Origin of the sequence: Phocaeicola sp. RTP21198st1_B8_RTP21198_201120, from assembly GCF_040929485.1 — a bacterium.
GTDB lineage: Bacteria > Bacteroidota > Bacteroidia > Bacteroidales > Bacteroidaceae > Phocaeicola > Phocaeicola dorei.
The window spans coordinates 5,207-28,514 of sequence record NZ_JBCOCI010000046.1 but is presented as its reverse complement, the minus strand read 5'-3'; the positions used below and the strand labels follow the sequence as shown (position 1 = coordinate 28,514).

General features: G+C 43.1%; 16 protein-coding genes. 8 read left to right on the top strand and 8 right to left on the bottom strand.

The genetic code is table 11. The features are described 5' to 3' along the window. Positions 1–339 precede the first annotated feature (339 nt). The 5 genes from glmS to AB5935_RS15515 all read left to right on the top strand — a co-directional run bounded on the left by glmS (position 340) and on the right by AB5935_RS15515 (position 11,104). The gene (gene glmS, locus AB5935_RS15535; RefSeq protein WP_007840201.1) at positions 340–2,184 is read left to right on the top strand and encodes a glutamine--fructose-6-phosphate transaminase (isomerizing); all 1,845 of its coding nucleotides are present in this window, start codon (positions 340–342) and stop codon (positions 2,182–2,184) included. 168 nt (positions 2,185–2,352) lie between these two features. Further along, complete coding sequence (locus AB5935_RS15530) at positions 2,353–4,236, top strand: hypothetical protein (protein ID WP_007846411.1); 1,884 nt, start codon at positions 2,353–2,355, stop codon at positions 4,234–4,236. Positions 4,237–4,261: 25 nt separating this feature from the next. Beyond that, a complete protein-coding gene (carA, locus tag AB5935_RS15525) occupies positions 4,262–5,338 on the top strand; it encodes a glutamine-hydrolyzing carbamoyl-phosphate synthase small subunit (RefSeq protein WP_038610498.1) in 1,077 nt (358 codons plus the stop codon). Between the two features lie 23 nt (positions 5,339–5,361). Next, entirely contained in the window at positions 5,362–8,589 is a 3,228-nt protein-coding gene (gene carB, locus AB5935_RS15520; RefSeq protein WP_007846414.1) for a carbamoyl-phosphate synthase (glutamine-hydrolyzing) large subunit, read from the top strand. A 169-nt stretch (positions 8,590–8,758) separates the two neighbouring features. Next, positions 8,759–11,104 (top strand): PAS domain-containing protein, encoded by a 2,346-nt coding sequence (locus tag AB5935_RS15515; protein WP_038610495.1) that lies wholly within the window; start codon positions 8,759–8,761, stop codon positions 11,102–11,104. Positions 11,105–11,347: 243 nt separating this feature from the next. Here AB5935_RS15515 and AB5935_RS15510 read toward each other — a convergent pair whose 3' ends face one another. The 3 genes from AB5935_RS15510 to AB5935_RS15500 form a co-directional block, all read right to left on the bottom strand. Further along, positions 11,348–11,791: an Hsp20/alpha crystallin family protein gene (locus AB5935_RS15510; protein WP_005839658.1), complete on the bottom strand. Its 444-nt coding sequence runs from the start codon at positions 11,789–11,791 to the stop codon at positions 11,348–11,350. A 265-nt stretch (positions 11,792–12,056) separates the two neighbouring features. Beyond that, on the bottom strand, positions 12,057–12,515 hold the full coding sequence (locus AB5935_RS15505; RefSeq protein ID WP_007832327.1) for a hypothetical protein: 459 nt from the start codon (positions 12,513–12,515) through the stop codon (positions 12,057–12,059). A 234-nt stretch (positions 12,516–12,749) separates the two neighbouring features. Continuing rightward, the gene (locus AB5935_RS15500) at positions 12,750–13,808 is read right to left on the bottom strand and encodes a linear amide C-N hydrolase (protein ID WP_007840208.1); all 1,059 of its coding nucleotides are present in this window, start codon (positions 13,806–13,808) and stop codon (positions 12,750–12,752) included. 501 nt (positions 13,809–14,309) lie between these two features. On the opposite strand from AB5935_RS15500, the gene AB5935_RS15495 reads away from it, so the two are divergent. Next, positions 14,310–15,398 (top strand): HpaII family restriction endonuclease, encoded by a 1,089-nt coding sequence (locus AB5935_RS15495; RefSeq protein WP_007853954.1) that lies wholly within the window; start codon positions 14,310–14,312, stop codon positions 15,396–15,398. A gap of 129 nt (positions 15,399–15,527) precedes the next feature. On the opposite strand, the gene AB5935_RS15490 is transcribed toward AB5935_RS15495, so the two are convergent. The 4 genes from AB5935_RS15490 to thiD all read right to left on the bottom strand — a co-directional run bounded on the left by AB5935_RS15490 (position 15,528) and on the right by thiD (position 19,991). Next, positions 15,528–17,225 (bottom strand): alpha-amylase family protein, encoded by a 1,698-nt coding sequence (locus AB5935_RS15490; protein WP_007840210.1) that lies wholly within the window; start codon positions 17,223–17,225, stop codon positions 15,528–15,530. A 17-nt stretch (positions 17,226–17,242) separates the two neighbouring features. Then, positions 17,243–18,028 (bottom strand): patatin-like phospholipase family protein, encoded by a 786-nt coding sequence (locus AB5935_RS15485; RefSeq protein WP_007832337.1) that lies wholly within the window; start codon positions 18,026–18,028, stop codon positions 17,243–17,245. Positions 18,029–18,152: 124 nt separating this feature from the next. Beyond that, a complete protein-coding gene (fabD, locus tag AB5935_RS15480; protein ID WP_008653546.1) occupies positions 18,153–19,040 on the bottom strand; it encodes an ACP S-malonyltransferase in 888 nt (295 codons plus the stop codon). Positions 19,041–19,166: 126 nt separating this feature from the next. Then, on the bottom strand, positions 19,167–19,991 hold the full coding sequence (gene thiD, locus AB5935_RS15475; protein WP_007832342.1) for a bifunctional hydroxymethylpyrimidine kinase/phosphomethylpyrimidine kinase: 825 nt from the start codon (positions 19,989–19,991) through the stop codon (positions 19,167–19,169). Positions 19,992–20,111: 120 nt separating this feature from the next. On the opposite strand from thiD, the gene AB5935_RS15470 reads away from it, so the two are divergent. Next, positions 20,112–21,050: a UDP-glucuronic acid decarboxylase family protein gene (locus tag AB5935_RS15470; protein WP_007853959.1), complete on the top strand. Its 939-nt coding sequence runs from the start codon at positions 20,112–20,114 to the stop codon at positions 21,048–21,050. Between the two features lie 9 nt (positions 21,051–21,059). Then, a complete protein-coding gene (locus AB5935_RS15465; protein WP_007832345.1) occupies positions 21,060–22,199 on the top strand; it encodes a response regulator in 1,140 nt (379 codons plus the stop codon). Positions 22,200–22,203: 4 nt separating this feature from the next. Here the strand turns inward: AB5935_RS15465 and AB5935_RS15460 are convergent, their stop codons facing one another. Next, positions 22,204–23,265 (bottom strand): endonuclease/exonuclease/phosphatase family protein, encoded by a 1,062-nt coding sequence (locus tag AB5935_RS15460; RefSeq protein WP_007840221.1) that lies wholly within the window; start codon positions 23,263–23,265, stop codon positions 22,204–22,206. Positions 23,266–23,308 lie beyond the last annotated feature (43 nt).

Sequence of the window (23,308 nt, the reverse complement as noted above, 5' to 3'; positions counted from 1 at the left end):
TGATTTGTATTTCAGTTTGTTTTGCAAAGGTAGATAATTTATTTCTTTTTGCTATAAAATAAATGAGCTGTGTTAGTAAAAAGATGCTCTTCTGCTTTTGATGCTTACATATTGTTTATTCTGCCTGTCTATTACTTTTAAATCGTAACATGATTTGGCGAAATTGCTTTGATAATGTAAGTTTTCATATTTATTTTAAAAACGGATAAAACATTTCTTTTCGATTTCTATTCTTACTTTTTTATCGCTTTCGTCAATTATTTATGGTCTTTTATTGCATTTATGTTAATTGATATTTGTATCTTTGCAGCCAAATCAGAACATATACTTATATAAATTATGTGTGGAATAGTAGGCTACATTGGAAAACGAGATGCTTACCCTGTCCTCATAAAAGGCCTGAAGCGGTTGGAATACCGGGGCTATGATAGCGCAGGAGTCGCATTGATTGATAAAAAAAGGAGGTTGAACGTCTATAAGACGAAAGGAAAGGTCTCAGACCTAGAAGCTTTTGTTTCCCAAAAAGACGTTTCCGGTACAATTGGTATTGCCCACACCCGATGGGCTACTCACGGAGAGCCTTGCCAGGCTAACGCCCATCCTCATTTTTCTTCTTCCGAGAATCTTGCTCTTATCCACAATGGTATTATTGAAAACTACGCTACCCTGAAAGAAAAACTACAAAAAAAAGGGTTCATCTTTAAAAGTAGTACAGATACCGAAGTTCTTGTCCAGCTAATTGAATTTTTCCAGCTTTCCAACCATTTAGATTTACTTACTGCCGTTCAGTTGGCTCTGCATGAGGTGATTGGTGCATACGCCATAGCGGTGCTTGACAAGAATAATCCCGATGAGATTATTACAGCCCGTAAAAGCAGTCCGCTGGTGGTAGGGATAGGGAAGGATGAATTTTTTTTGGCCTCGGATGCTACTCCGATTGTAGAGTATACGGATAAAGTGGTGTATCTGCAAGATGGGGAGATAGCGGTGATTCGCAGAGACAAGGCGCTGGAAGTCGTCAATTTGGATAACGTGCTTCAAAATCCCGAAGTACGTACGGTGGAAATGAATCTGGGACAGCTGGAGAAAGGAGGATACCCGCATTTCATGTTGAAGGAGATATTCGAACAACCCGATTGTATTAACGACTGTATGCGTGGACGCATCAATGCGGACGGTGATAAAGTAGTACTGTCGGCGGTTATTGATCATAAGGAACGTCTGCTCAAGGCTCGTCGCTTTGTAATTGTGGCTTGCGGAACTTCGTGGCATGCCGGATTGATAGGGAAACAACTGATAGAAAGTTTCTGCCGTATTCCGGTAGAAGTGGAATATGCCTCCGAGTTCCGCTATCGTGATCCGGTGATTCATGAAGATGATGTGGTAATAGCTATCTCGCAATCGGGCGAGACGGCCGATACATTGGCTGCCATAGAACTGGCGAAAGAGAAAGGAGCTTTTATTTATGGTATATGCAATGCGGTAGGTTCATCCATTCCGCGCATTACAGATACCGGTTCTTATATTCATGTAGGACCGGAAATAGGAGTGGCGTCTACTAAGGCATTTACCGGACAGGTAACTGTGCTGACCATGCTGGCGCTGACCCTGGCAAAAGAGAAAGGGAGCATGACGGATGAGAAATACCTGGAAGTGATTCGGGAATTGACTGTGATTCCGGCTAAAATAAAAAAGATTCTGATCAGTAATCCCAAGATAGCGGAACTGTCGCGTATCTTCACCTATGCACATAATTTCCTCTATTTGGGACGAGGTTACAGTTTTCCGGTAGCTTTGGAAGGTGCGTTAAAGTTGAAGGAGATATCTTATATTCACGCTGAAGGTTATCCTGCAGCTGAGATGAAACATGGACCTATCGCATTGATTGATGCCGAAATGCCTGTTGTTGTGGTAGCTACGCATAATGCGATGTATGAAAAGATAATGAGTAACATACAGGAAATTAAAGCGCGGAAGGGAAAAGTAATCGCTTTGGTCACAGAAGGAGATACGGTAATCAGCAAGTTGGCTGATGATTGCATTGAGTTGCCCGAAACATTAGAGTGCCTCGAACCGTTGATAGCTACGATCCCCTTACAGTTATTGGCCTACCATGTAGCCATTTGCAAAGGGAAAAATGTGGATCAGCCACGAAATCTGGCGAAGTCGGTAACAGTAGAATAGAAGGCAATGCTGCCGGAGATTATGCAGGAAGTTCCCGGAAGTTTCCGGCATAATTCTTGAAAGATGTGCCGTAAGTTTGGAAAAACGACAGAAGGTCTTGTCATACCTTTGGGATGTTTTTATAAGAATCTGAAAATGATATATTAATTTAAGGAGTAAAGAGAGAGCATGGAACCGTTAAAGCATGAATGTGGGGTCGCTATGATACGACTGCTGAAACCGCTGGAATATTATCAGGAAAAGTATGGAACCTGGATGTATGGCTTGAACAAGCTGTATCTGCTGATGGAAAAACAACATAACCGCGGACAGGAAGGCGCCGGGCTGGCCTGTGTCAAACTGGAGGCCAATCCCGGTGAAGAATATATGTTCCGTGAAAGAGCTTTAGGTTCAGGGGCGATAACAGAGATATTCGGTACGGTGCAAAATCATTTCAAGGATTTGGCGCCCGAACAATTGCATGATGCCGGATACGCCAAGAAATGCCTTCCCTTTGCCGGAGAGGTGTACATGGGTCATTTGCGTTATTCTACTACCGGAAAAAGCGGTATCTCCTACGTGCATCCGTTCTTGCGTCGTAACAATTGGCGTGCCAAGAATCTGGCACTGTGCGGCAATTTCAACATGACCAATGTGGATGAGATTTTCGCACGTATCACTGCTGACGGCCAGCATCCGCGTAAATATGCCGACACATATATTATGTTGGAACAAGTGGGACACCGTTTGGATCGTGAGGTGGAGCGCCTCTATGTGGAATGTGAGAAGGAAGGTCTGAAGGGTATGAATATCACTCACGCCATAGAAGACCGCATTGACTTGGGCAATGTCCTCAAGACTTCGAGCAAGGAGTGGGATGGAGGCTATGTGATCTGCGGTATGACCGGTAGCGGTGAATCTTTTGCGGTACGCGATCCGTGGGGCATCCGTCCGGCTTTCTGGTACATGGACGATGAAATCATGGTATTGGCGTCCGAACGTCCCGTCATTCAGACTGCCTTGAATGTACCTGCCGGAAGCATCAATGAATTGCAACCGGGACAGGCTATATTGATGAGCAAGACCGGAAAGATGCGTCTGGCACAGATCAACCGGGCGAAAGAGAAGAAAGCTTGTTCTTTCGAGCGAATCTATTTCAGCCGGGGAAGCGACATGGATATTTATAAAGAAAGAAAGCTGCTGGGTGAAAAACTGGTGAATCCTATCTTGAAAGCGGTAGACTATGATGTGGAGCATACTGTATTCTCTTTTATACCCAATACGGCGGAAGTGGCTTTCTATGGACTGCTGGAAGGATTCGACAATTATCTGAATGAACTGAAAGTAAAGAAGATAGAGGCTTTGGGACATCATCCCAATCACGAGGAACTGGAAAAAATCCTGTCCTGGCGTATCCGTAGCGAAAAAGTGGCCATCAAGGATATCAAGCTGCGTACCTTTATCGCCGAAGGCAACAGCCGGAATGACTTGGCCGCCCATGTGTACGATATTACTTACGGTAGTTTGATACCTCATGTGGATAATCTGGTTATTATTGATGACAGCATCGTCCGGGGAACTACATTGAAACAAAGCATTATCGGTATTCTTGATCGTCTGCATCCGAAGAAAATCGTCATTGTTTCTTCTTCTCCACAGGTGCGTTATCCGGACTATTATGGTATTGATATGGCCAGCATGGATCAGTTTATCGCTTTCAAGGCTGCTATCGATTTATTGAAAGAACGAGATATGAAAGATGTAATAGCCCGTGCTTACAACAAATCGAAAGACCAGGTGGGGTTACCCAAAGAGCAGATGGTGAACTACGTAAAAGAAATTTATGCTCCTTTCACCAACGAGGAGATTGCGGCAAAAATGGTGGAACTTCTCACTCCGAAAGGTACGCAAGCTAAAGTGGAGATTGTTTATCAGACATTGGAAGGATTGCATGAAGCATGTCCCAACCATACGGGCGACTGGTATTTCAGTGGAGATTATCCTACTCCGGGTGGAGTGAAGCTGGTGAACCAGGCGTTTATAGACTATATAGAAAAAGTATATCAATTCTAAAGAATAACAATTCAAGATAGATTAGATGAGAAATGTAACATTGATCCTCGACGACGGGAGCCGTTTCCCGGGCAAGTCGTTCGGTTATGAGAAACCGGTAGCCGGTGAAGTGGTGTTTAATACCGCTATGACCGGTTATCCTGAGAGCTTGACAGACCCTTCATATGCGGGGCAGTTGATGACCTTGACTTACCCGTTGGTCGGTAATTACGGGGTGCCTCCCTTTACTGTCGAACCCAACGGCTTGGCCACTTTTATGGAGAGTGAACGTATCCATGCCGAAGCGATTATTGTAAGTGATTACAGTGAAGAATTCAGTCACTGGAATGCGAAAGAAAGTCTGGCCGACTGGCTGAAGCGTGAGCAAGTGCCGGGCATTACAGGCATCGATACCCGTGAACTGACAAAAGTCCTTCGCGAACATGGGGTGATGATGGGGAAGATCGTATTTAATGATGAGCCCGATAAAGTGCCCGAAGCAACGTATGCAGGTATCAACTATGTGGATAAAGTATCATGCAAGGAAGTGATTCGTTACAACGAAGGCGCCGGCAAGAAGAAAGTGGTGTTGGTGGATTGTGGTGTAAAGACAAATATCATCCGCTGTCTGCTGAAACGGGATGTGGAAGTGATCCGCGTTCCTTGGAACCATGATTTTACAGGGATGGAGTATGACGGATTGTTTATTTCGAACGGCCCGGGTGATCCGGATACATGTGATGAGGCGGTACAGCATATCCGCAAGGCGATGAGCTTGAGCGACAAGCCTATCTTTGGCATTTGTATGGGGAATCAGTTGCTTTCAAAAGCAGGAGGTGCTACTATCTATAAATTGAAATACGGTCATCGCAGTCATAACCAGCCGGTGCGCATGGTGGGAACGGAACGTTGTTTCATTACCAGCCAGAACCATGGTTATGCAGTAGATAATAATACATTGGGAACCGATTGGGAACCGCTGTTCATCAATATGAATGATGGTTCCAACGAGGGCATCAGGCATAAAACCAAACCTTGGTTCTCGGCACAGTTCCATCCGGAAGCGGCGTCGGGACCTACGGATACCGAGTTCCTGTTTGATGAATTTGTGAAGTTGTTATAAACCGTGTATTAAAAAGAACAAGTATGAAAGACGAAATAAAGAAAGTATTATTATTAGGTTCCGGCGCCTTGAAGATTGGCGAGGCCGGAGAGTTTGACTATTCAGGCTCGCAAGCGCTGAAAGCCTTGAAGGAAGAAGGGATTGAAACGGTTCTGATCAACCCGAACATTGCTACTGTGCAGACCAGCGAAGGGGTGGCGGACCAGATTTATTTCCTGCCCGTTACTCCTTATTTTGTAGAGAAGGTGATAGAAAAGGAACGTCCGGATGGTGTGCTCCTGTCTTTCGGCGGACAAACTGCCTTGAACTGTGGGGTGGCACTGTACAAAGCAGGTATTTTCGAAAAATACAATGTCCGTGTGTTGGGTACTCCCGTACAAGCCATCATGGATACGGAGGACCGTGAGTTGTTTGTAGAAAAACTGAATGAAATCAATGTAAAGACCATCAAGAGTGAAGCGGTGGAAAACTTGGAAGATGCCCGTCGCGCTGCTAAAGAATTAGGTTATCCGGTTATTATCCGTGCCGCCTACGCATTGGGTGGACTAGGTTCTGGTTTCTGTGACAATGAAGAGGAACTGAATGTTCTGGCTGAAAAGGCCTTCTCTTTCTCGCCGCAGGTATTGGTGGAAAAGAGTTTGAAAGGCTGGAAAGAGGTGGAATATGAAGTGGTCCGCGACCGTTATGATAACTGCATCACTGTATGTAACATGGAGAACTTTGACCCGCTGGGTATCCATACCGGCGAGTCTATCGTGATCGCCCCTTCGCAGACACTGACCAATGCGGAGTATCATAAACTTCGTGAACTGGCTATCCGTATCATCCGCCATATCGGCATTGTGGGCGAATGTAATGTACAGTATGCCTTCGATCCCGAATCGGAAGATTACCGTGTCATTGAGGTCAACGCCCGTCTTTCGCGTTCGTCTGCATTGGCTTCCAAAGCGACCGGATATCCGTTGGCTTTCGTTGCCGCCAAATTAGGCTTGGGATACGGGTTGTTCGACTTGAAAAACTCGGTGACAAAGACCACCAGCGCATTCTTCGAACCTGCACTGGACTATGTGGTGTGCAAGATTCCCCGTTGGGACTTGGGCAAGTTCCATGGTGTGGACCGTGAGTTGGGCTCGTCCATGAAATCGGTGGGCGAGGTGATGGCCATCGGACGTACTTTCGAGGAAGCCATTCAGAAAGGTTTGCGCATGATTGGCCAGGGAATGCATGGCTTCGTAGAGAATAAGGAACTGGTTATAGAGGATGTGGACAAAGCCCTTCGAGAGCCGACGGACAAGCGCATCTTCGTGATCAGCAAAGCCATGCGTGCAGGTTACACGGTAGACCAGATTCATGAGCTGACCAAGATTGACAAATGGTTCCTGCAGAAATTGCAGCACATCATGGACACTTCTAAAGAGATGCACGAATGGGGCAATAACCATAAGCAGATTACCGATATGCCGGACGAGTTACTCCGCAAGGCGAAAGTGCAGGGATTCTCCGATTTCCAGATAGCCCGTGCCATTGGCTACGAGGGTGATATGGAAGACGGTATCCTGTATGTGCGTAATCATCGCAAGCAGGTGGGAATTCTTCCGGTGGTGAAACAAATCGATACCTTGGCAGCCGAGTATCCTGCACAGACCAACTATCTGTACTTGACTTATAGCGGCGTGGCCAATGATGTGAAATACTTGGGCGACCATAAATCCATTGTGGTACTGGGTTCGGGCGCTTACCGCATCGGTTCGTCGGTGGAATTTGACTGGTGTGGGGTACAGGCCTTACAGACCATCCGTAAGGAGGGTTACCGCAGTGTCATGATCAACTATAACCCCGAAACGGTTTCTACCGACTATGATATGTGCGATCGTCTTTACTTTGACGAACTTACTTTTGAGCGTGTGATGGATATCCTCGAACTGGAGAACCCTCACGGAGTCATTGTATCTACCGGCGGTCAGATTCCCAATAACCTGGCTCTCCGTTTGGATGCGCAAAATGTAAATATCCTCGGTACCAGTGCCAAGAGCATTGATAATGCCGAGGACCGTGATAAATTCTCGGCCATGCTGGACCGCATTGGTGTAGATCAGCCTGAATGGAGCGCATTGACTTCTATGGAGGATATCCATGCTTTTATTGATAAAGTAGGCTTCCCTGTTTTGGTACGTCCCTCGTATGTGCTGAGTGGTGCGGCCATGAACGTCTGCTCCAATCAAGAGGAATTGGAACGCTTCCTGAAACTGGCTGCAAACGTATCGAAAAAGCATCCGGTAGTGGTGAGCCAGTTCATTGAGCACGCTAAGGAAGTGGAAATGGATGCTGTGGCACAGAATGGTGAGATTGTGGCATACGCTATCAGTGAGCACATTGAATATGCCGGCGTGCACTCGGGGGATGCCACCATTCAGTTCCCTCCTCAGAAACTGTATGTGGAAACGGTACGCCGCATCAAGCGCATCTCCCGTCAGATAGCCAAGGAATTGAATATCTCCGGTCCGTTCAATATACAATATCTGGCAAAGGATAACGATATCAAGGTGATTGAATGTAACCTTCGTGCTTCACGCAGCTTCCCCTTTGTCAGCAAGGTGTTGAAAATCAATTTTATCGAACTGGCTACGAAGGTGATGCTCGGATTGCCGGTAGAGAAACCGAACAAGAATCTTTTCGAGTTGGATTATGTGGGCATCAAGGCCAGCCAGTTCTCTTTCAATCGTTTGCAGAAGGCAGATCCCGTATTGGGGGTAGACATGGCCTCTACCGGTGAAGTCGGCTGCATCGGTACGGATACTTCGTGTGCCGTATTGAAGGCGATGTTGTCTGTGGGCTATCGTATTCCGGAAAAGAGTGTGTTGCTTTCAACTGGTAACGCCAAGCAGAAAGCGGATACTTTGGAAGCTGCCCGTATGTTACAGAAGAAAGGTTATAAACTTTATGCCACCGGAGGCTCATCCCACTTCCTGACTGAGAACGGGGTGGAGAATACCCGTGTCTACTGGCCCAGTGAGGAAGGGCAGCCTCAGGCACTGGATATGCTGCACCGGAAAGAGATAGATATGGTAGTCAATATACCGAAGAACCTGACAGCCGGAGAGTTGGATAACGGGTACAAGATCCGTCGTGCCGCCATCGACCTGAATGTGCCCTTGATTACCAATGCCCGTCTGGCAAGCGCGTTTATCAATGCCTTCTGTACCATGACGGTGGATGATATCGCTATCAAGAGCTGGGCGGAATATAAATGATTTGAATGTTTAGTGATGTGTGGTTAATGGGGTGCGGCATAACAGTGCACTCCATTAACTATTAATCAGTGACTTCTCTTTCATTAGAAAATTATTCACTATTCTTTCTTTGTTCACAAAAAGTTTCCTAATTTTGTCCGATTAGGAATCCTAAAGATATTCAATACAAATGGATTGTGAACACAAGCTTAAAGCATTAGAGCAGGAAATTGAATCGTTGAAAGAGGAGAACAGGCTGCTGAAAGAAAAATTATCTTCTTCTGAAAAAAACTTTGATAGCGTTAGTTTCAAGGAGAAATATGCGGTAAGAATATTAGATTCTTTGCCGGATATGCTCACCGTATTCAATCATGAGGAAACGGGTATAGAAGTGGTGTCTAATGAAGAAACCAATCATGTGGGTGTATCCAACAATGATTTTAAAGGGATGCGTATGCAGGATATGGTTCCTAAAGAAGCTTATCACAATATACATAATAATCTTCAGAAGGCTATTGCGACAGGTAGAGGTTCTACCGCCCATCATGAATTGGATGTGGACGGGACACTTCATTATTATGAAAATCGTATTTTCCCCTTAGATGAAGAATATGTACTGATAATGTGTCGTGATATTAGTGAAAGAGTTGCCACACAGCAGAACTTGGAAATATTTAAACGGGTACTGGATAAGGTCAGTGATAGTATTCTGGCTGTATCGGTTGACGGAACCTTAGTTTATGCCAACCGGCAGTTTATTGAGGAATATGGAGTGAAAGAGGAGTTGGGCACACAAAAAGTTTATGATTTACCTGTTTCTCTGAATACCAAAGAAATATTTGATAAACGTGTTCAAGAGATTCGTGATAATGGAGGTAATTTTGCTTATCGTGCTAAATATACCCGTGTGGGAGAAACAAAACTTCGTGTTCATCAGGTTTCGGCTTTTATGATTCAAAATCAGGGTGAGGAAATGATTTGGTTCTTTACGCAGGATATAACGGATGTTATCAAGAACCGTGACGAATTGCGTGAACTGAATTATCTGATGGATGCCATACTGAATAATATTCCTGTTTATTTGTTTGTGAAAGACCCTGAGGATGATTTCCGATACCTTTATTGGAACAAAGCATTTGCCAGTCACTCTAAAATTCCTGCTTCCAAGGCATTGGGTCATATTGATTTTGAAGTGTTTCCCGAACATGAGAATGCGGAGAAGTTTCATCGGGATGATTTGGAATTGATCCGTACCCGAGAGCGCATGGAAATGCAGGAAACGTATGTGACGGCTACAGGCGAGACCCGCATCGTGCAGACTTTAAAAACATTAGTTCCTCTGGAAGGGCGTGCACCGCTTATTATTGGCATTTCGTGGGATATTACTAATATGCAGAACATAGAGCAAGAGCTGGTTCAGGCCCGTATCAAGGCTGAGCAGTCCGACAGGCTGAAAACAGCCTTTCTAGCCAATATGAGCCATGAAATCCGTACTCCTTTGAATGCAATAGTAGGTTTTTCCCGTTTGATGACTATGGCGGATAATGCGGCGGATGAAAAACTTTATTCGGATATTATCAACCAGAATTCGGAAATATTGTTGCAATTAATCAATGATATTCTTGATTTGGCAAAAATAGAGGCCGGTACATTGGAATACGTCAGATATCCAATGGACTTGGGAGAATTGTGCCGTAATGTGTATGAGATGCACAAGGATCGGGTGCAGACTGGGGTTGTTTTGATATTAGACAATAAAGACACCAGCTTGATAATCAATGAAGATCAGAACCGAATTATGCAAGTCGTTACAAATTTGATAACCAATGCTATAAAATTTACTTTCAAAGGGGAAATCCGTTTTGGTTTTGAAGTGAGGAAGGAGTATATTGATTTTTATGTAAAAGACACAGGGATGGGGATCTCCGAGGAGAAGATTAAAATGATTTTTGAGCGTTTCGTGAAACTGAATACTTTTGTTCAGGGAACAGGCTTGGGGCTTGCGATTTGTAGGGTGATTGTAGAAAAAATAGGTGGAGAGATTACTGCGGAATCCAAACTGAATGAAGGTTCTACTTTTCGTTTTACGATTCCTTATAAGGCGGGTAAAAAATGTCCGGAATCCGGAAGGGGTACGAAGTGTCCGGAATCAGGGAGTACGGGACTGAGAAAAGTATTGCAAAGAAGAACAGTACTGGTGGCGGAAGATGTGGACAGCAACTTTTTGCTGTTAAAGACATTGTTAGGAAAAAGATGTAATCTGCTATGGGCTAAGGATGGAGAGGATGCGGTGAATCAATTTAAAGAACATCAGCCTGACTTGATTTTGATGGATATCAAGATGCCCCATATGGATGGGCTGGAGGCTACGCGCCTGATTCGTTCTTATTCAAAAGAAGTGCCTATTGTCGCTTTGACTGCCTTTGCTTTTGAGTCCGACAAAGACAGAGCTATAGAAGCCGGATGCGATGATTTTCTGACTAAGCCGGTTTCACAAAATGCCTTGGAAAAAATGTTGGATAAATATGTTAAGTAGACATTAGCGAGGTATAGTGCGTAAAGACAGCCGACAATATGGACCAGAATAGGGAAGGGAGGATGCAATGCGAAGATTATAGATCTTACCCCCGGAAGATTATAGATCTTGCAGGTGAAAGATTTATATCTTTGGGTTGTAAGGTTACGATGAACCTATAGTAAATAGAAACGGACTTTTATAAAAACAAAAGAGGAACTGCCCTTTCATAGGCAATCCCTCTTTTCTGAATTTGAGAGCATGTTATTTAACTTCGATAACCTTAGCTGCTTTTTCTTTGTCTTCCGGTGTACGCTTCGGCAGCTCGATAGTTAATACACCATCGTTTACTTTTGCATCAATTTTATCTTTATCTACATCATCAGGCAGGATCAATGTCTGTTGAAATTTAGAATAAGAGAATTCGCGACGCAAGTAACGGCTTTCTTTCTTGCCTTCTTTATCACCTTCAGTACTTTCTGTTTTCTTTTCCATAGAGATAACCAAGTCGTTGTCTTCGTTGATATGAATCTTGAAGTCTTCTTTGGTCATTCCCGGAGCGGCGACTTCTACTTTGTAGTCTTTGTCACTTTCAATAACATTGATGGCGGGAGCTGTTGCATTGGCTTTTACCATCCAGTCGTTATCAAAGAAATCATTAAAAATACTTGGTAACCATGTTTGGTTTGATCTTCTTACTGGCATCATAATCTTAATCTCCTATAGGTTTTGGTTAAACATTTTGTTTATTTCTGAATTCCTTCACCTTTCGGTTTTGTCATTCACTATCCATAATGCAAACCGCATACCATTAGTTCGATGATATGCGGTTTATATTGCACTCTTTTAAACCTATAAAGGTTTTCTTAAAGATTAGAACCTTTGCATTAAAAGTTGGTAAGCCTCTTTAAACATTTGATTGTCAAGACTACTGCCAATTTGTAATTTTAGGGGGGACAGATTGACAGTCGTTCTATATCAGCTTGAACCGCATACGGAAGATTCCGTCTTTATAGTCGTAGCTTATAATTTTAAATGTACCTATTTCGGACGTATTTTTCACGTGTTGACCTATACAGAGGCATTCATCGTAATCGCCGACTTTTACAATCCGTACGGTTTCGGAAGCTTTTTCCGGTAAGCGTTTCATGTCAAAACGTCCTATAGCTTCCTCTTGAGAGATAAATTCCATTGTAACGGGCAAATTTCTTCGCAATACTTCGTTTACGGTGTTTTCTATTCTTGTAATATCCGTTTCTTCCGGACATGTTTGCAGCGCAAAATCCAGCTTGCTTTTTTTGCGTTCTATATGGGCGGATATTGCTCGTCCGCATCCGAAAAGATTGACCATTGTCCTGTTTATGACATGCTCTGTGGTATGCATGGGAGGGTACTCCTGTTTATTATGGTCGTTGAGTGATGGTTGTTCCATAGTTATTTTATTTTTGTTCTGATTTTGATGGGATATTAAAATCCGTTCAAAGATAAATTATTCTTTTGTAATGAGGAAGCAGAGAGGAAATGATTGCTTTTGTATTATTATAAAACAACGAATTTTAAAAGATACTTAATGCCAGAGGGGGAGCACATTCGTAAAAATGTATGACGTTCACGAGGCTCTCAACCGATTTTCATGAGGCATGAACGTCATACTGATTTTACTATTTTACATCACAGGGGTTTGAAATAAAAAGACGAATGAGTCGCTGTCTTTTAAATCTTTTACGGCATCCCCTGCATAAATCTTTCCGTTGGTGAGAGGCAGTTTCTTGATTCCGGCTTTGGGACTAAAGTCGATTTTTTTCAAATCCAACCAAAATAGATTAGGAGTCATGACCGATTCAAAATAATATATTTTATTCTTCTGATCGGATACAGAGCGCCAGCGGGTGGAAGATATATGAGGTTTGTCCGGTGTGGTAATTCCGAAGGGGACGGATACATTACGCATCACACTGAGTACACTGGGTACAGCTATTTTAGCGTCCGGAGTCTGAGGGATTGCATGTATATAAAAAGAGGCACGCACAAAGCGGTCGCTGGAACGGTTTGTACCCGGCAGCATTTGCAATCCTCCTATTTCTTTCCAGTAATCATTGATAGCTAACTGATAATCATATCGTGGAGAATTGGTCATCACTTGGAATTCTTTTCCTTCGTGTATGCTTAAATTCCCGTCCAGATATTCCAGAACCGCTGTATTTCCTGTTTCATCTGTAATAGCCAGGTGAAGAGTGGAAGCTGAACCGTTGGGCATGTGGGGAGCATCAATGCGGAATGATTCTTTTTTCAGTTCCTCGACAGCTTCATGTACGGTGGCAAAATTGTCCAGTACATATTGTGTCCATATACTGATTCCCATGACAGGACGTGTATCTCCCTGACGGTCAAAGACGGATTCTGGCAAAAATAACAGACTGGCAACCAATCCTTTTTCATTCATTCCGTCACACGTACCTATATCATATCCTGTTGCAATGACGCTGCCGTATTTTGAAGTCCATTTCACGGCATTTTCTTTATTATATCCTGCACGTTGTATTCCTCTGGGGAAAACATAGATATTACTCATAATATCTTCTTTCCAATCCATTGTACGTCCAGTTATTACCATATTGTCCGGTCCGATATAGACGGCACGCGTGCATGCATCCGCTTTTTGTACGCTCATATAGAACATACCTGCCAATGTTAGTAATGCAATACTTCCTTTTTTTAATTTCATGATTCTATCATTTATAAAGATTGTCTTTGCCATTTAGAACAAACTGGATAAGGAACAGGTTTATAGAAATGCAGTGATTTGTGATACATTTGTTGATAAATGCTAATTCATCGGTTCAATTGGAATATAAATGACATCCGTGTTCCCTTCATAAATTTCTACCTGATTATCCTATTGGAGGGATTTTGTTGAGAACTGATTTAAGATAGATCGAGGTTTGTGGATTAAAAGAAATACTTGTTTTATCATAAAAATAAGGGGGATAAAATAAAAAAGGAGCAACGCCTTGCTCCAACCTTTGTTAACCTTAAATCTAATACTATGAAAAACACATTGCAAAGATACGGACTTTTTGGAAAATAGCAAATAATCAGACTTAAAAAGTATGCTATATAACATTGTTTAATATTTGTATTTCTCGAAAACCTGTTTTTTAAGACTTCTTTTGCGTATCTTTGCAGCCGTTAAAAAATAGCTGACGATAGTAAAAAGAGAAAATATATGGCATTTGAAGCGACAAAGAGAGAGTGGGGCGAGCTTTACGCCTTTTTCCGCTTGTTAGCGGACGGATATGTGTATGCAGGTACGCCTGATGTGAAAAGGAATGAAGTGCAAAAGTTTCCTGTGGCGATGGTACAGCGTGAGGAACATGACGGGACACGCCGTTATATTCTGGAGGATGAGGCGACCGTACGTATTTGTGGGGAAAAGATAGATAAGCAGATACCTCGTGAGGATTTTGCGGCTGTGGCAGAGTTGGTTTTTGCTGCTGTCAAAGAGAGTCGCGAGAATGATGTGATGTCTCCCGACGGTGTGGAAGAATTTTTGGATGAAGTCGCCATTTATGACTTGGAAGCAAAGACGGATGACCGTACTGATTTTTATGTTGCTTTTTACGGTATAGAGGCCCCGTTGGTAGGTTTTTGCGTTCGTTCCCGTTTGGGGACTATGTTCCCGTTGTTGGATGGAGGGCGTGCCGCCAATTTGAAGTTCGAGCAGACAGGTGTTAAATTCGCTACTCCTACCGTAAACAAAATTAATGCTTTTGGTGAAGAAGACGATGTGGCAGGGCGTATGTTGATGATAGAACGTTTGGGAGGAATCTTGAAATATAATGATGTGGCCGATAAAGTATTCCGCAGTAATCTTTGCATGATAGATCTTCATTTTCCCCGTATGTTGGGCGAGATGTTGCGTGTCATGCATTTGGATGGCATATCCAAAGTTAGTGACCTGATAGAAGCAATCAAACAAATCAATCCGTTGAAAATAAAGGATGAATTGATTCATAAGCATAGTTATTATGAATATAAGATGAAGCAGTTTCTTATGGCTTTGGCTTTGGGAATGCGTCCTGCCAAGATCTTTAATGGGATAGATTCTGCTATATCCGGTTTTTTGTTTGTAGATGGTAATGGAGAGATACTTTGTTATCAGAAGGCTGACCGTCAGGTCTTTGCCGATTTCCTGTTTGTTAATTCCCGGTTTGAGAAAAGTTCCACTGAAAAAGATAAATATGGATATCTGGAACGTGAGAACGGAGTCTATTATTTTAAACTGAACTTGAAAATTGGTCTGTTGAAGAGATAGGACAATGAAAGAATTTGTATTTTCCTAGAATTAAAATATTTTTTCACTACAGATTACACAGATTGAAATACGATTTATTGATTATTTCAATCTGTATCTGTGTTAATCTGAGTAATCTGTGGTGGGAAACTATAGCTTGAATTTCAGAATTTTTCCATTCATTCCATCTAGTAATACGGGAGTTGTTTTGTCCGGCATAAGAGTGAGCTTCTCTGTGTTTCCGGTCAGCAATTCGGTTGCCTCATATTCTCCATAACGATGGATGCCTAAATAATCAAACGCATGTTGCGGAATATTGACGGCTGAACGTGCCGGTATGGAGTCAAAGTTGACCATAATTAATATCAGTTCATCATCCTGTTTTCGTAAAAAGGCGTATTGCTTATGTTCGTTGAACACCCATCCGGCCAGATTGGCATAGGTTAAGTCAAAGAACACACCTTCCCGTATGGCTTTTTCACTGTTGCATATATTCAGCAGGCGGGTATAGAATTGTTTCAATTGCTTTTCATCCTCATTCAGGAATTTATTGTCAAACTTGCCTCCGTTGCGCCAGCGGCGTATGCTGTCCACACTCCAGTAATCAAAGATAGTAGTTCTTCCGTCACGCCCGCTGAAACCTTCCGTATCCATGCCATGTTCTCCCAATTCCTGCCCGAAGTAAATCATGACTGGGTTGGTATTCATGCAAGCCGATACAATCATTGCGGGGATGGCTTTCGAGCCGTTTCCGGCAAAATAATCGGAAGCTATGCGCTGCTCGTCATGATTCTCCAGGAAATTGAGCATTCGTTTTTCGATACCTCCCAAGCTTTGCCAGCGTTGTGGAATAGCAGTTGCCGATTCCCATCCGCAGGTAATGGCGCGTAGCGTATCATACAGACCTACTTTGTCATATAAATAGTCGAATTTACCATTGAACAGATAATTCCTGTATTCTCCCGGATTATAGATCTCGGCGATAAATATCAGTTCCGGATGTTCGGCTTTGATTTGCGGAATCACCCATCCCCAGAATTCTACAGGAACCATTTCTGCCATATCACAGCGGAATCCGTCAATGCCTTTGGCAGACCAGAACAGTAGGATGTCACGCATCTTTACCCATGTGTCCGGAATCGGTTCGAAGTGGCGGCTATGACCGTTCATGTAGTCTATACCATAATTCAGTTTCACAGTTTCATACCAGTCATTGGAGTTGGGCCATGCGTCAAAACGGTCATTACCGGTTGCTTTTGCCGGAAATTCTATGTAAGGTTCCGCTGCGCCACGGTGCAGGTCGATATTACCTTCCAGTTTTGTATCTGGAATATAATAGAAATTATTGTTGGGGCTGAATGCTTTTGTCATATCATCTTTTTCACCCAAATCGGTTACTCCTTCAGGCTTGGCGTCTGAACCATATTGGCGGGCTACATGGTTGGGGACAAAATCAATGATGACTTTCAATCCGGCTTTGTGGCTTCGTTTTACCAGATTCTCGAACTCTTTCATACGGTCCGGGATACTGGTTGCCAAGTCAGGGTCTACATCATAATAATCCTTGATGGCATACGGTGATCCGGCCTTTCCTTTTACTACTGCAGGATGATCGGGTTTGATACCATAGCGGGTATAATTGGTTTGGGTAGCATGTTCAATGATACCTGTATACCAAATATGTGTAGCACCCAGTGTTTTGATCTCGCTTAAAGCCTTTGTCGTGAAATCGGCCATTTTTCCGCAACCGTTTTCCTCCAAAGAACCATTAGGCTTACAACGCAGGCTGTTGTTCCCGAATAAACGGGTGAATACCTGATAGATAATAATTTTTTCTTGTGTATCCATTTTATTCTTTTTTTTGTTTATCTCCAAATCGTTCCATTCTCCAGGAGTAATCTGTCCAGGAGTTCCGTTGCCGTATTGTATCCTTTTTCGAATATCTCTTCGGCTCTTTCCAGCTCCCTGTTGCTGTATTCTTCCAGTCCGTATGATTCGATTAGCAAATCTGCAATCCCTTTTTGAGGCAGTGTATTGGCTTGGAAAATAAAATGATAGGCTCTGAGTGCGATGCTTACCACATTCTTGCTATATTCATCTGCTACCAGCGGGTCTACATTGAGTGCTATCACTTTCTCGCATTCTTTGCGGATGGGGCTTACCGGCAGGTTCATCAAGATTCCTCCATCTACATAATATGTATTGTTGATGCGTATGGGGGCAAACAAGATAGGCATACAGCAGGAAGCAGCCAGCCTTTCGGCTATTTTCCCTTTTTTAAAAGAAACGATGCGTCCGTGATCCAAATCGGTAGCGGTAATAATAGTGGGGATTTTTAGTTCTTCTATCATTTTCGACTCCAGGTTGCTGTTTAAGAAATCAATGAAACTGTCCAGTTTCAGCAGACCTTGTTTGTTGATAGAAAAAGTGGTCAGTTCTTTGAATGAATGGTGCTCAAAAAGTTCAACAATATGAAAAGGTTCTTTGCCGTCGGCATAGAAGACGGCGGCAAGAGCACCTGCACTTACTCCGGAAAGTATTTCCGGCTTGATGCCATGTTCATGCAAAGCCTGCATAATCCCCAAATGGGCAAATCCTTTTATAAATCCTCCGCTCAGGGCATAACCAATGTTATATTTAAATTCATTCATAGTCTGATCTCGTTTAGATACCGACAAACTTACGAATATTTTTGTGAAATGCCATAAAAAAATACGGATTACTCAGCATATTCCGGTAATCCGTATAAAATTTATAATAACTGAAATTTATTTATCAAGCAATACCGTGTGCGTTGACCGATCCATCAATTTTCTTGATCAGTCCTTGCAGTACAGCACCCGGTCCGCATTCAGTAAAGTCATCGGCACCATCGGCAACCATATTCTTCACAGTCTGGGTCCAGCGTACGGAAGCGGTGAGCTGAGCCACCAGATTTGCCTTGATTTCAGCGGGATTTGTGTGAGGTAAAGCGTCCACATTCTGATATACTGGGCATTTCGGAGTATGAATTTCAGTAGCGTTGATAGCAGCTTCCAGTTCCACTTTGGCGGGGTTCATCAGCGGAGAGTGGAAGGCGCCTCCCACTTTCAACGGCAGGGCGCGTTTAGCACCGGCAGCTTTCATTTGCTCGCAAGCCTTGTTGATCCCTTCGATAGAACCTGAGATGACAATTTGTCCCGGGCAGTTATAATTGGCAGCCACTACCACTTCTCCTTCTTTAGAAATCGCTTCACAGATTTCTTCTACTTTTTCGTCAGGCAACGCAATGATGGCAGCCATCGTAGAGGGTTGTGCCTCACAAGCTTTCTGCATAGCCATAGCACGTGCATAAACCAGTTTCAGACCATCTTCGAAAGACAATGCTCCGGCTGCAACCAATGCGGAAAATTCGCCTAGCGAGTGTCCGGCAGTCATTTCAGGTTTGAAATCATCACCCATGCAAAGAGCGGAAATTACCGAGTGCAGAAAAACGGCAGGCTGAGTTACCTTAGTCTGGCGCAAGTCTTCGTCAGTACCTTCAAACATGATGTCTGTGATACGGTATCCTAAAATGTCGTTTGCTTTTTCAAAAAGTTCTTTGGCTAAAGCCGAGTTTTCGTACAGGTCTTTACCCATACCTACAAACTGTGCTCCCTGTCCGGGGAATACAAATGCTTTCATATTTTTCCTATTTTGGTTTAAAAACGTTGCAAAGTTAATTATTTCTTTCGGAACTACGGAATAATAATGAGGCAATTTGCTAATATGCTGCGTTATGTACCGCATGGTAATTAGCGCATAGACAAATTATTTCATTATTTTCATCGGGACAGGTGCGTAAAAGTGATTCAGCGGACCGTGTCCTTCGCCTATATGCACGTCTTTCCCGGCGTGGATGCCTTTGGTGACATATGCTTTTGCATGTTCTACGGCCTGCGGCATATCATATCCCAGTGCCAGAAAAGTAGCAATGGCGGAAGAAAGAGTACATCCTGTTCCGTGTGTGTTTTTGCTTTCTATCTTGTCTGAAATAAAGAGATGAGGCTTGTCTTCTCCAACTATTTGTAATACATCGCACATCTTGTCGCCCTCCAAATGTCCTCCTTTCAGTAAAACGGATCCGCAACCGAACTTTAATAATTCCGATGCGGCAGCTTTCATTTCGTCCACATAGCCTATGCGGTGTTCCGTCAATACTTCCGCCTCACTCAGATTGGGTGTAATCAGGCTGGCCAGAGGCATCAGTTCCCGGGTCAGTGCACTGATGGCGTCCTCTTCTATCAGTCGGTGTCCGCTGGTCGATACCATGACCGGATCGAACACAACGAAGCGGGGCCGGTATGTACGAAGGCAGGAGGCTATGGTCTTGACTATTTCCACATCATTAATCATACCTATTTTAACAGCATCCGGACGGATATCTTCCATTACGGCTTCTATCTGGCCACGCACATATACCGGTGGTACGGGATGTATGGCACGTACTCCCAAAGTGTTTTGTACGGTGATTGCAGTAATGGCTGTCGCAGCATAACCACCCAAGGCGGAGATTGTCTTCAGGTCAGCCTGTATACCGGCTCCTCCGCTGCAATCGGAGCCTGCTATACTTAATACACAAGGATATTTCTTCATATAAATCTCATTTTGACAAAGTATTTGCAAAGATAACGAATAATCTTGTTTTAAATGTTTGCACAAGTGAAGGGAATCAATTATTTTTGCTAAACATAAAATAAAGTAAAAATAAGGGGAATGAAAAGAATCCTAGTAACGGGAGGCGCAGGATTTATAGGGTCACATCTATGCACTCGTCTGATAGAGGAAGGTAATATTGTTATATGTTTAGACAACTTTTTCACGGGGAGTAAAGAGAATATAAGTTACCTGACCGGGCATCCGCGCTTTGAACTGATAGAACACGATATAATTAATCCGTTTTGGACGGATGTGGACGAGATATACAATCTGGCATGTCCCGCCTCTCCTATACATTATCAGCATGATGCTATCAAAACGGCGAAGACGGCTGTCTTCGGCACGTTTAATATGTTGGGACTGGCGAAGCGTAACAAAGCAAAAATACTTCAGGCTTCTACCAGTGAGGTGTATGGTGATCCGTTGTCGCATCCCCAGAGGGAGGGAGATTGGGGGAATGTGAATCCCATAGGCTACCGGTCTTGTTATGATGAAGGAAAACGTTGTGCCGAAACTTTGTGCATGGATTATTACCGTCAACATGGTGTTTTGGTAAAAATAATCCGCATATTCAATACGTATGGCCCTAATATGCTGACCGATGACGGACGTGTAATTTCCAATTTTGTGGTACAGGCATTGCAAGATAAAGATATAACCATTTATGGAGACGGAAAACAGACGCGTAGTTTTCAGTATATAGATGATCTGGTGGAAGGAATGATGCGTATGATGGCTACGGAAGATCATTTCACAGGACCGGTGAATATCGGTAACCCTTGCGAATTTTCCATATTTGAACTGGCTCAGAAGATACTGGAACTGACCCGTTCTCATTCTAACATTATTTTCGAACCTTTACCTCATGATGACCCTCGTCAGCGCAGGCCGGATATTACTCTGGCAAGAGAAAAGCTGGATTGGGAGCCTCACATTCATCTGGAAGAGGGGCTGACGAAAGTGATTGATTATTTTAAAAGTGTTCTGGCTAAATAATATATACCTATGACATCGGATGTAAATGTTGTAATAAGTCATTCTGAGTACACTGTTTTAGTTGTGGATGATGTGGTTTCTAATGTCTTGTTGTTAAAAGTGTTGTTAACAAACGAGAAGTTTAAGGTGATAACTGCCGGTAATGGAAAGGAGGCATTATCTCAGGCGGTCAATGCCCGCCCCGATTTGATTTTGTTGGATGTCATGATGCCCGAGATGAATGGTTTTGAAGTTGCTGAACGATTGAAAGCCGATCCGGAAACACAACATATTCCTATTATATTTCTGACAGCTTTGAATACCACCGCCGATATAGTGAAGGGTTTCAAGGTAGGTGCGAATGATTTTATATCCAAACCTTTTAATAAGGAAGAGCTTGTGATCCGTGTTACTCATCAGATATCCCTGGTTGCCGCCAAACGGATCATCATGGAGCAGACGGAAGAACTGCGTAAGATTATTATGGGGCGCGACAAGTTATATTCTGTTATCGCGCATGACCTGCGTTCACCCATGGGATCCATTAAGATGGTGCTCAATATGTTGATACTCAGTCTTCCGTCCGAACAGATTGGTAAGGAAATGTTTGATATGCTGAGCATGGCCAATCAAAGTACGGAGGATGTTTTCTCTTTGCTGGATAATTTGCTGAAATGGACTAAAAGCCAGATAGGCAAGCTGAATGTCGTTTATCAGGACTTTGATATTGTGGGGAATATTGCTTCGGTTATCGAAATTTTCAATCTGGTAGCCGGTATGAAGAATATAAAGGTGAACTTCCCGGTGCACGGAAAGATTGAGGTACATGCCGATATGGATATGATGAAGACTATCTTGCGTAATCTTCTCAGCAATGCGATCAAGTTCAGCTATAATGATTCCGAAATTCTGGTTAATGCAGGAATAGAGGGTGATAAAGTCATAGTCAGTGTAAAAGATACTGGAAAAGGCATGGGTGAAGAAGATCAAAAGAAATTGTTGAACACGGAAACTCATTTCAGCAAATACGGAACGAATAATGAGGAAGGTTCCGGATTAGGCTTGTTGTTATGTCAGGATTTCGCTGTTAAGAATGGTGGGCATTTATGGTTTGAGTCTGAAGAGGGGAAAGGTTCCACTTTCTTTTTCTCGGTAGCTTTGAAGAAGTGATTTATCAAAGTCCCACCTCCAGATATACCGGGTTATGGTCACTCATATCATAAGGAATCACCTTATATTTTATACCTTCCAATAAGGTGGAATGGAACAAGTAGTCTATCCGTAGTAAATGGTGAACCCCCCGGTAAGTGGCTCCGTACCCTTCTCCTGCGGTTTGAAATCCGTCTTTCAAGCCGCTTTTCAGCGTTTCATAAGTAAAAGTTCCCGGAGGGTCATTGAAGTCACCGCATACAATCAAGGGATATTCCGTGGCATTGATTAGCGAACTGATTTGTTCAGCCTGTCCGGCACGTCTGACAGTATTTTCCCGGAAGTTGTCAGAATAGTCCAGATAAATGGCTCTTTCCTGTTCCTCATCTTGTGCTCCCCGAGCCTGTGCTGCTTTGGAACGCATTCTGTCAAAGTTGGTAGTCTGCATGTGCACGTTGATGATGCGTATCGTCATACCTTTTACATCCAGGTCGGCCCAGATGGCTCCGTTATTGGTATTCGGAAATTCTATTGTTTGTGACTGTTTGATGGGGTAGCGGCTGTAAATGGCCTGACTCAATCCTTCGGGGATAAACGAGTAAGGGAATGTTTTAGCATACGTATTCTGTAAATCCTGTTCCGTAAAGTCGCCATTACCTCTATATTCCTGAAAACAAAGTACGTCCGTTTCCTCCTTGTTCATCATCTCGGCAAACTCTTTGGCGGAGAATCCCGTGATTTCATTTCCAAATGAGTGGACATTGTAAGTCACTATTTTCAGTCTGTTTTCGTTAGCATACTTGGTAGGGTTATAAATTTGGTACATGGAAGTGATGTATTCGTAGTTTACCATCAGCCCCGTCAATGGAATCCATAACCAATACCGGAGTCTGATGAGCCAGTAAGTAAATAATATCGTATTGACAACCACCAGTATAGGTTTGCTTAAAGCAACGTACGCGGCGAACATATTCTCTACCGGATTTATTTTACCTGAGAAATAAGCGAAGATGGAAAGTCCCAGAATGAAGATTGTGAACAGGATAGATAAAAAATAGGCAAATTTGTATACGGCTAATCTTCCCATAAATTACTTTTGTTTTAGATACTTGTTTATAGTCATTTTCAAT

Coding starts and splice junctions, on each gene's coding strand:
- AB5935_RS15510 (WP_005839658.1), bottom strand. CDS start 11,791: ATGATGCCAGTAAGAAGATCAAACCAAACATGGTTACCAAGTATTTTT.
- AB5935_RS15515 (WP_038610495.1), top strand. CDS start 8,759: ATGGATTGTGAACACAAGCTTAAAGCATTAGAGCAGGAAATTGAATCG.
- carA (WP_038610498.1), top strand. CDS start 4,262: ATGAGAAATGTAACATTGATCCTCGACGACGGGAGCCGTTTCCCGGGC.
- AB5935_RS15500 (WP_007840208.1), bottom strand. CDS start 13,808: ATGAAATTAAAAAAAGGAAGTATTGCATTACTAACATTGGCAGGTATG.
- AB5935_RS15460 (WP_007840221.1), bottom strand. CDS start 23,265: ATGGGAAGATTAGCCGTATACAAATTTGCCTATTTTTTATCTATCCTG.
- fabD (WP_008653546.1), bottom strand. CDS start 19,040: ATGAAAGCATTTGTATTCCCCGGACAGGGAGCACAGTTTGTAGGTATG.
- AB5935_RS15465 (WP_007832345.1), top strand. CDS start 21,060: ATGACATCGGATGTAAATGTTGTAATAAGTCATTCTGAGTACACTGTT.
- AB5935_RS15530 (WP_007846411.1), top strand. CDS start 2,353: ATGGAACCGTTAAAGCATGAATGTGGGGTCGCTATGATACGACTGCTG.
- AB5935_RS15495 (WP_007853954.1), top strand. CDS start 14,310: ATGGCATTTGAAGCGACAAAGAGAGAGTGGGGCGAGCTTTACGCCTTT.
- AB5935_RS15485 (WP_007832337.1), bottom strand. CDS start 18,028: ATGAATGAATTTAAATATAACATTGGTTATGCCCTGAGCGGAGGATTT.
- thiD (WP_007832342.1), bottom strand. CDS start 19,991: ATGAAGAAATATCCTTGTGTATTAAGTATAGCAGGCTCCGATTGCAGC.
- carB (WP_007846414.1), top strand. CDS start 5,362: ATGAAAGACGAAATAAAGAAAGTATTATTATTAGGTTCCGGCGCCTTG.
- glmS (WP_007840201.1), top strand. CDS start 340: ATGTGTGGAATAGTAGGCTACATTGGAAAACGAGATGCTTACCCTGTC.
- AB5935_RS15490 (WP_007840210.1), bottom strand. CDS start 17,225: ATGGATACACAAGAAAAAATTATTATCTATCAGGTATTCACCCGTTTA.
- AB5935_RS15505 (WP_007832327.1), bottom strand. CDS start 12,515: ATGGAACAACCATCACTCAACGACCATAATAAACAGGAGTACCCTCCC.
- AB5935_RS15470 (WP_007853959.1), top strand. CDS start 20,112: ATGAAAAGAATCCTAGTAACGGGAGGCGCAGGATTTATAGGGTCACAT.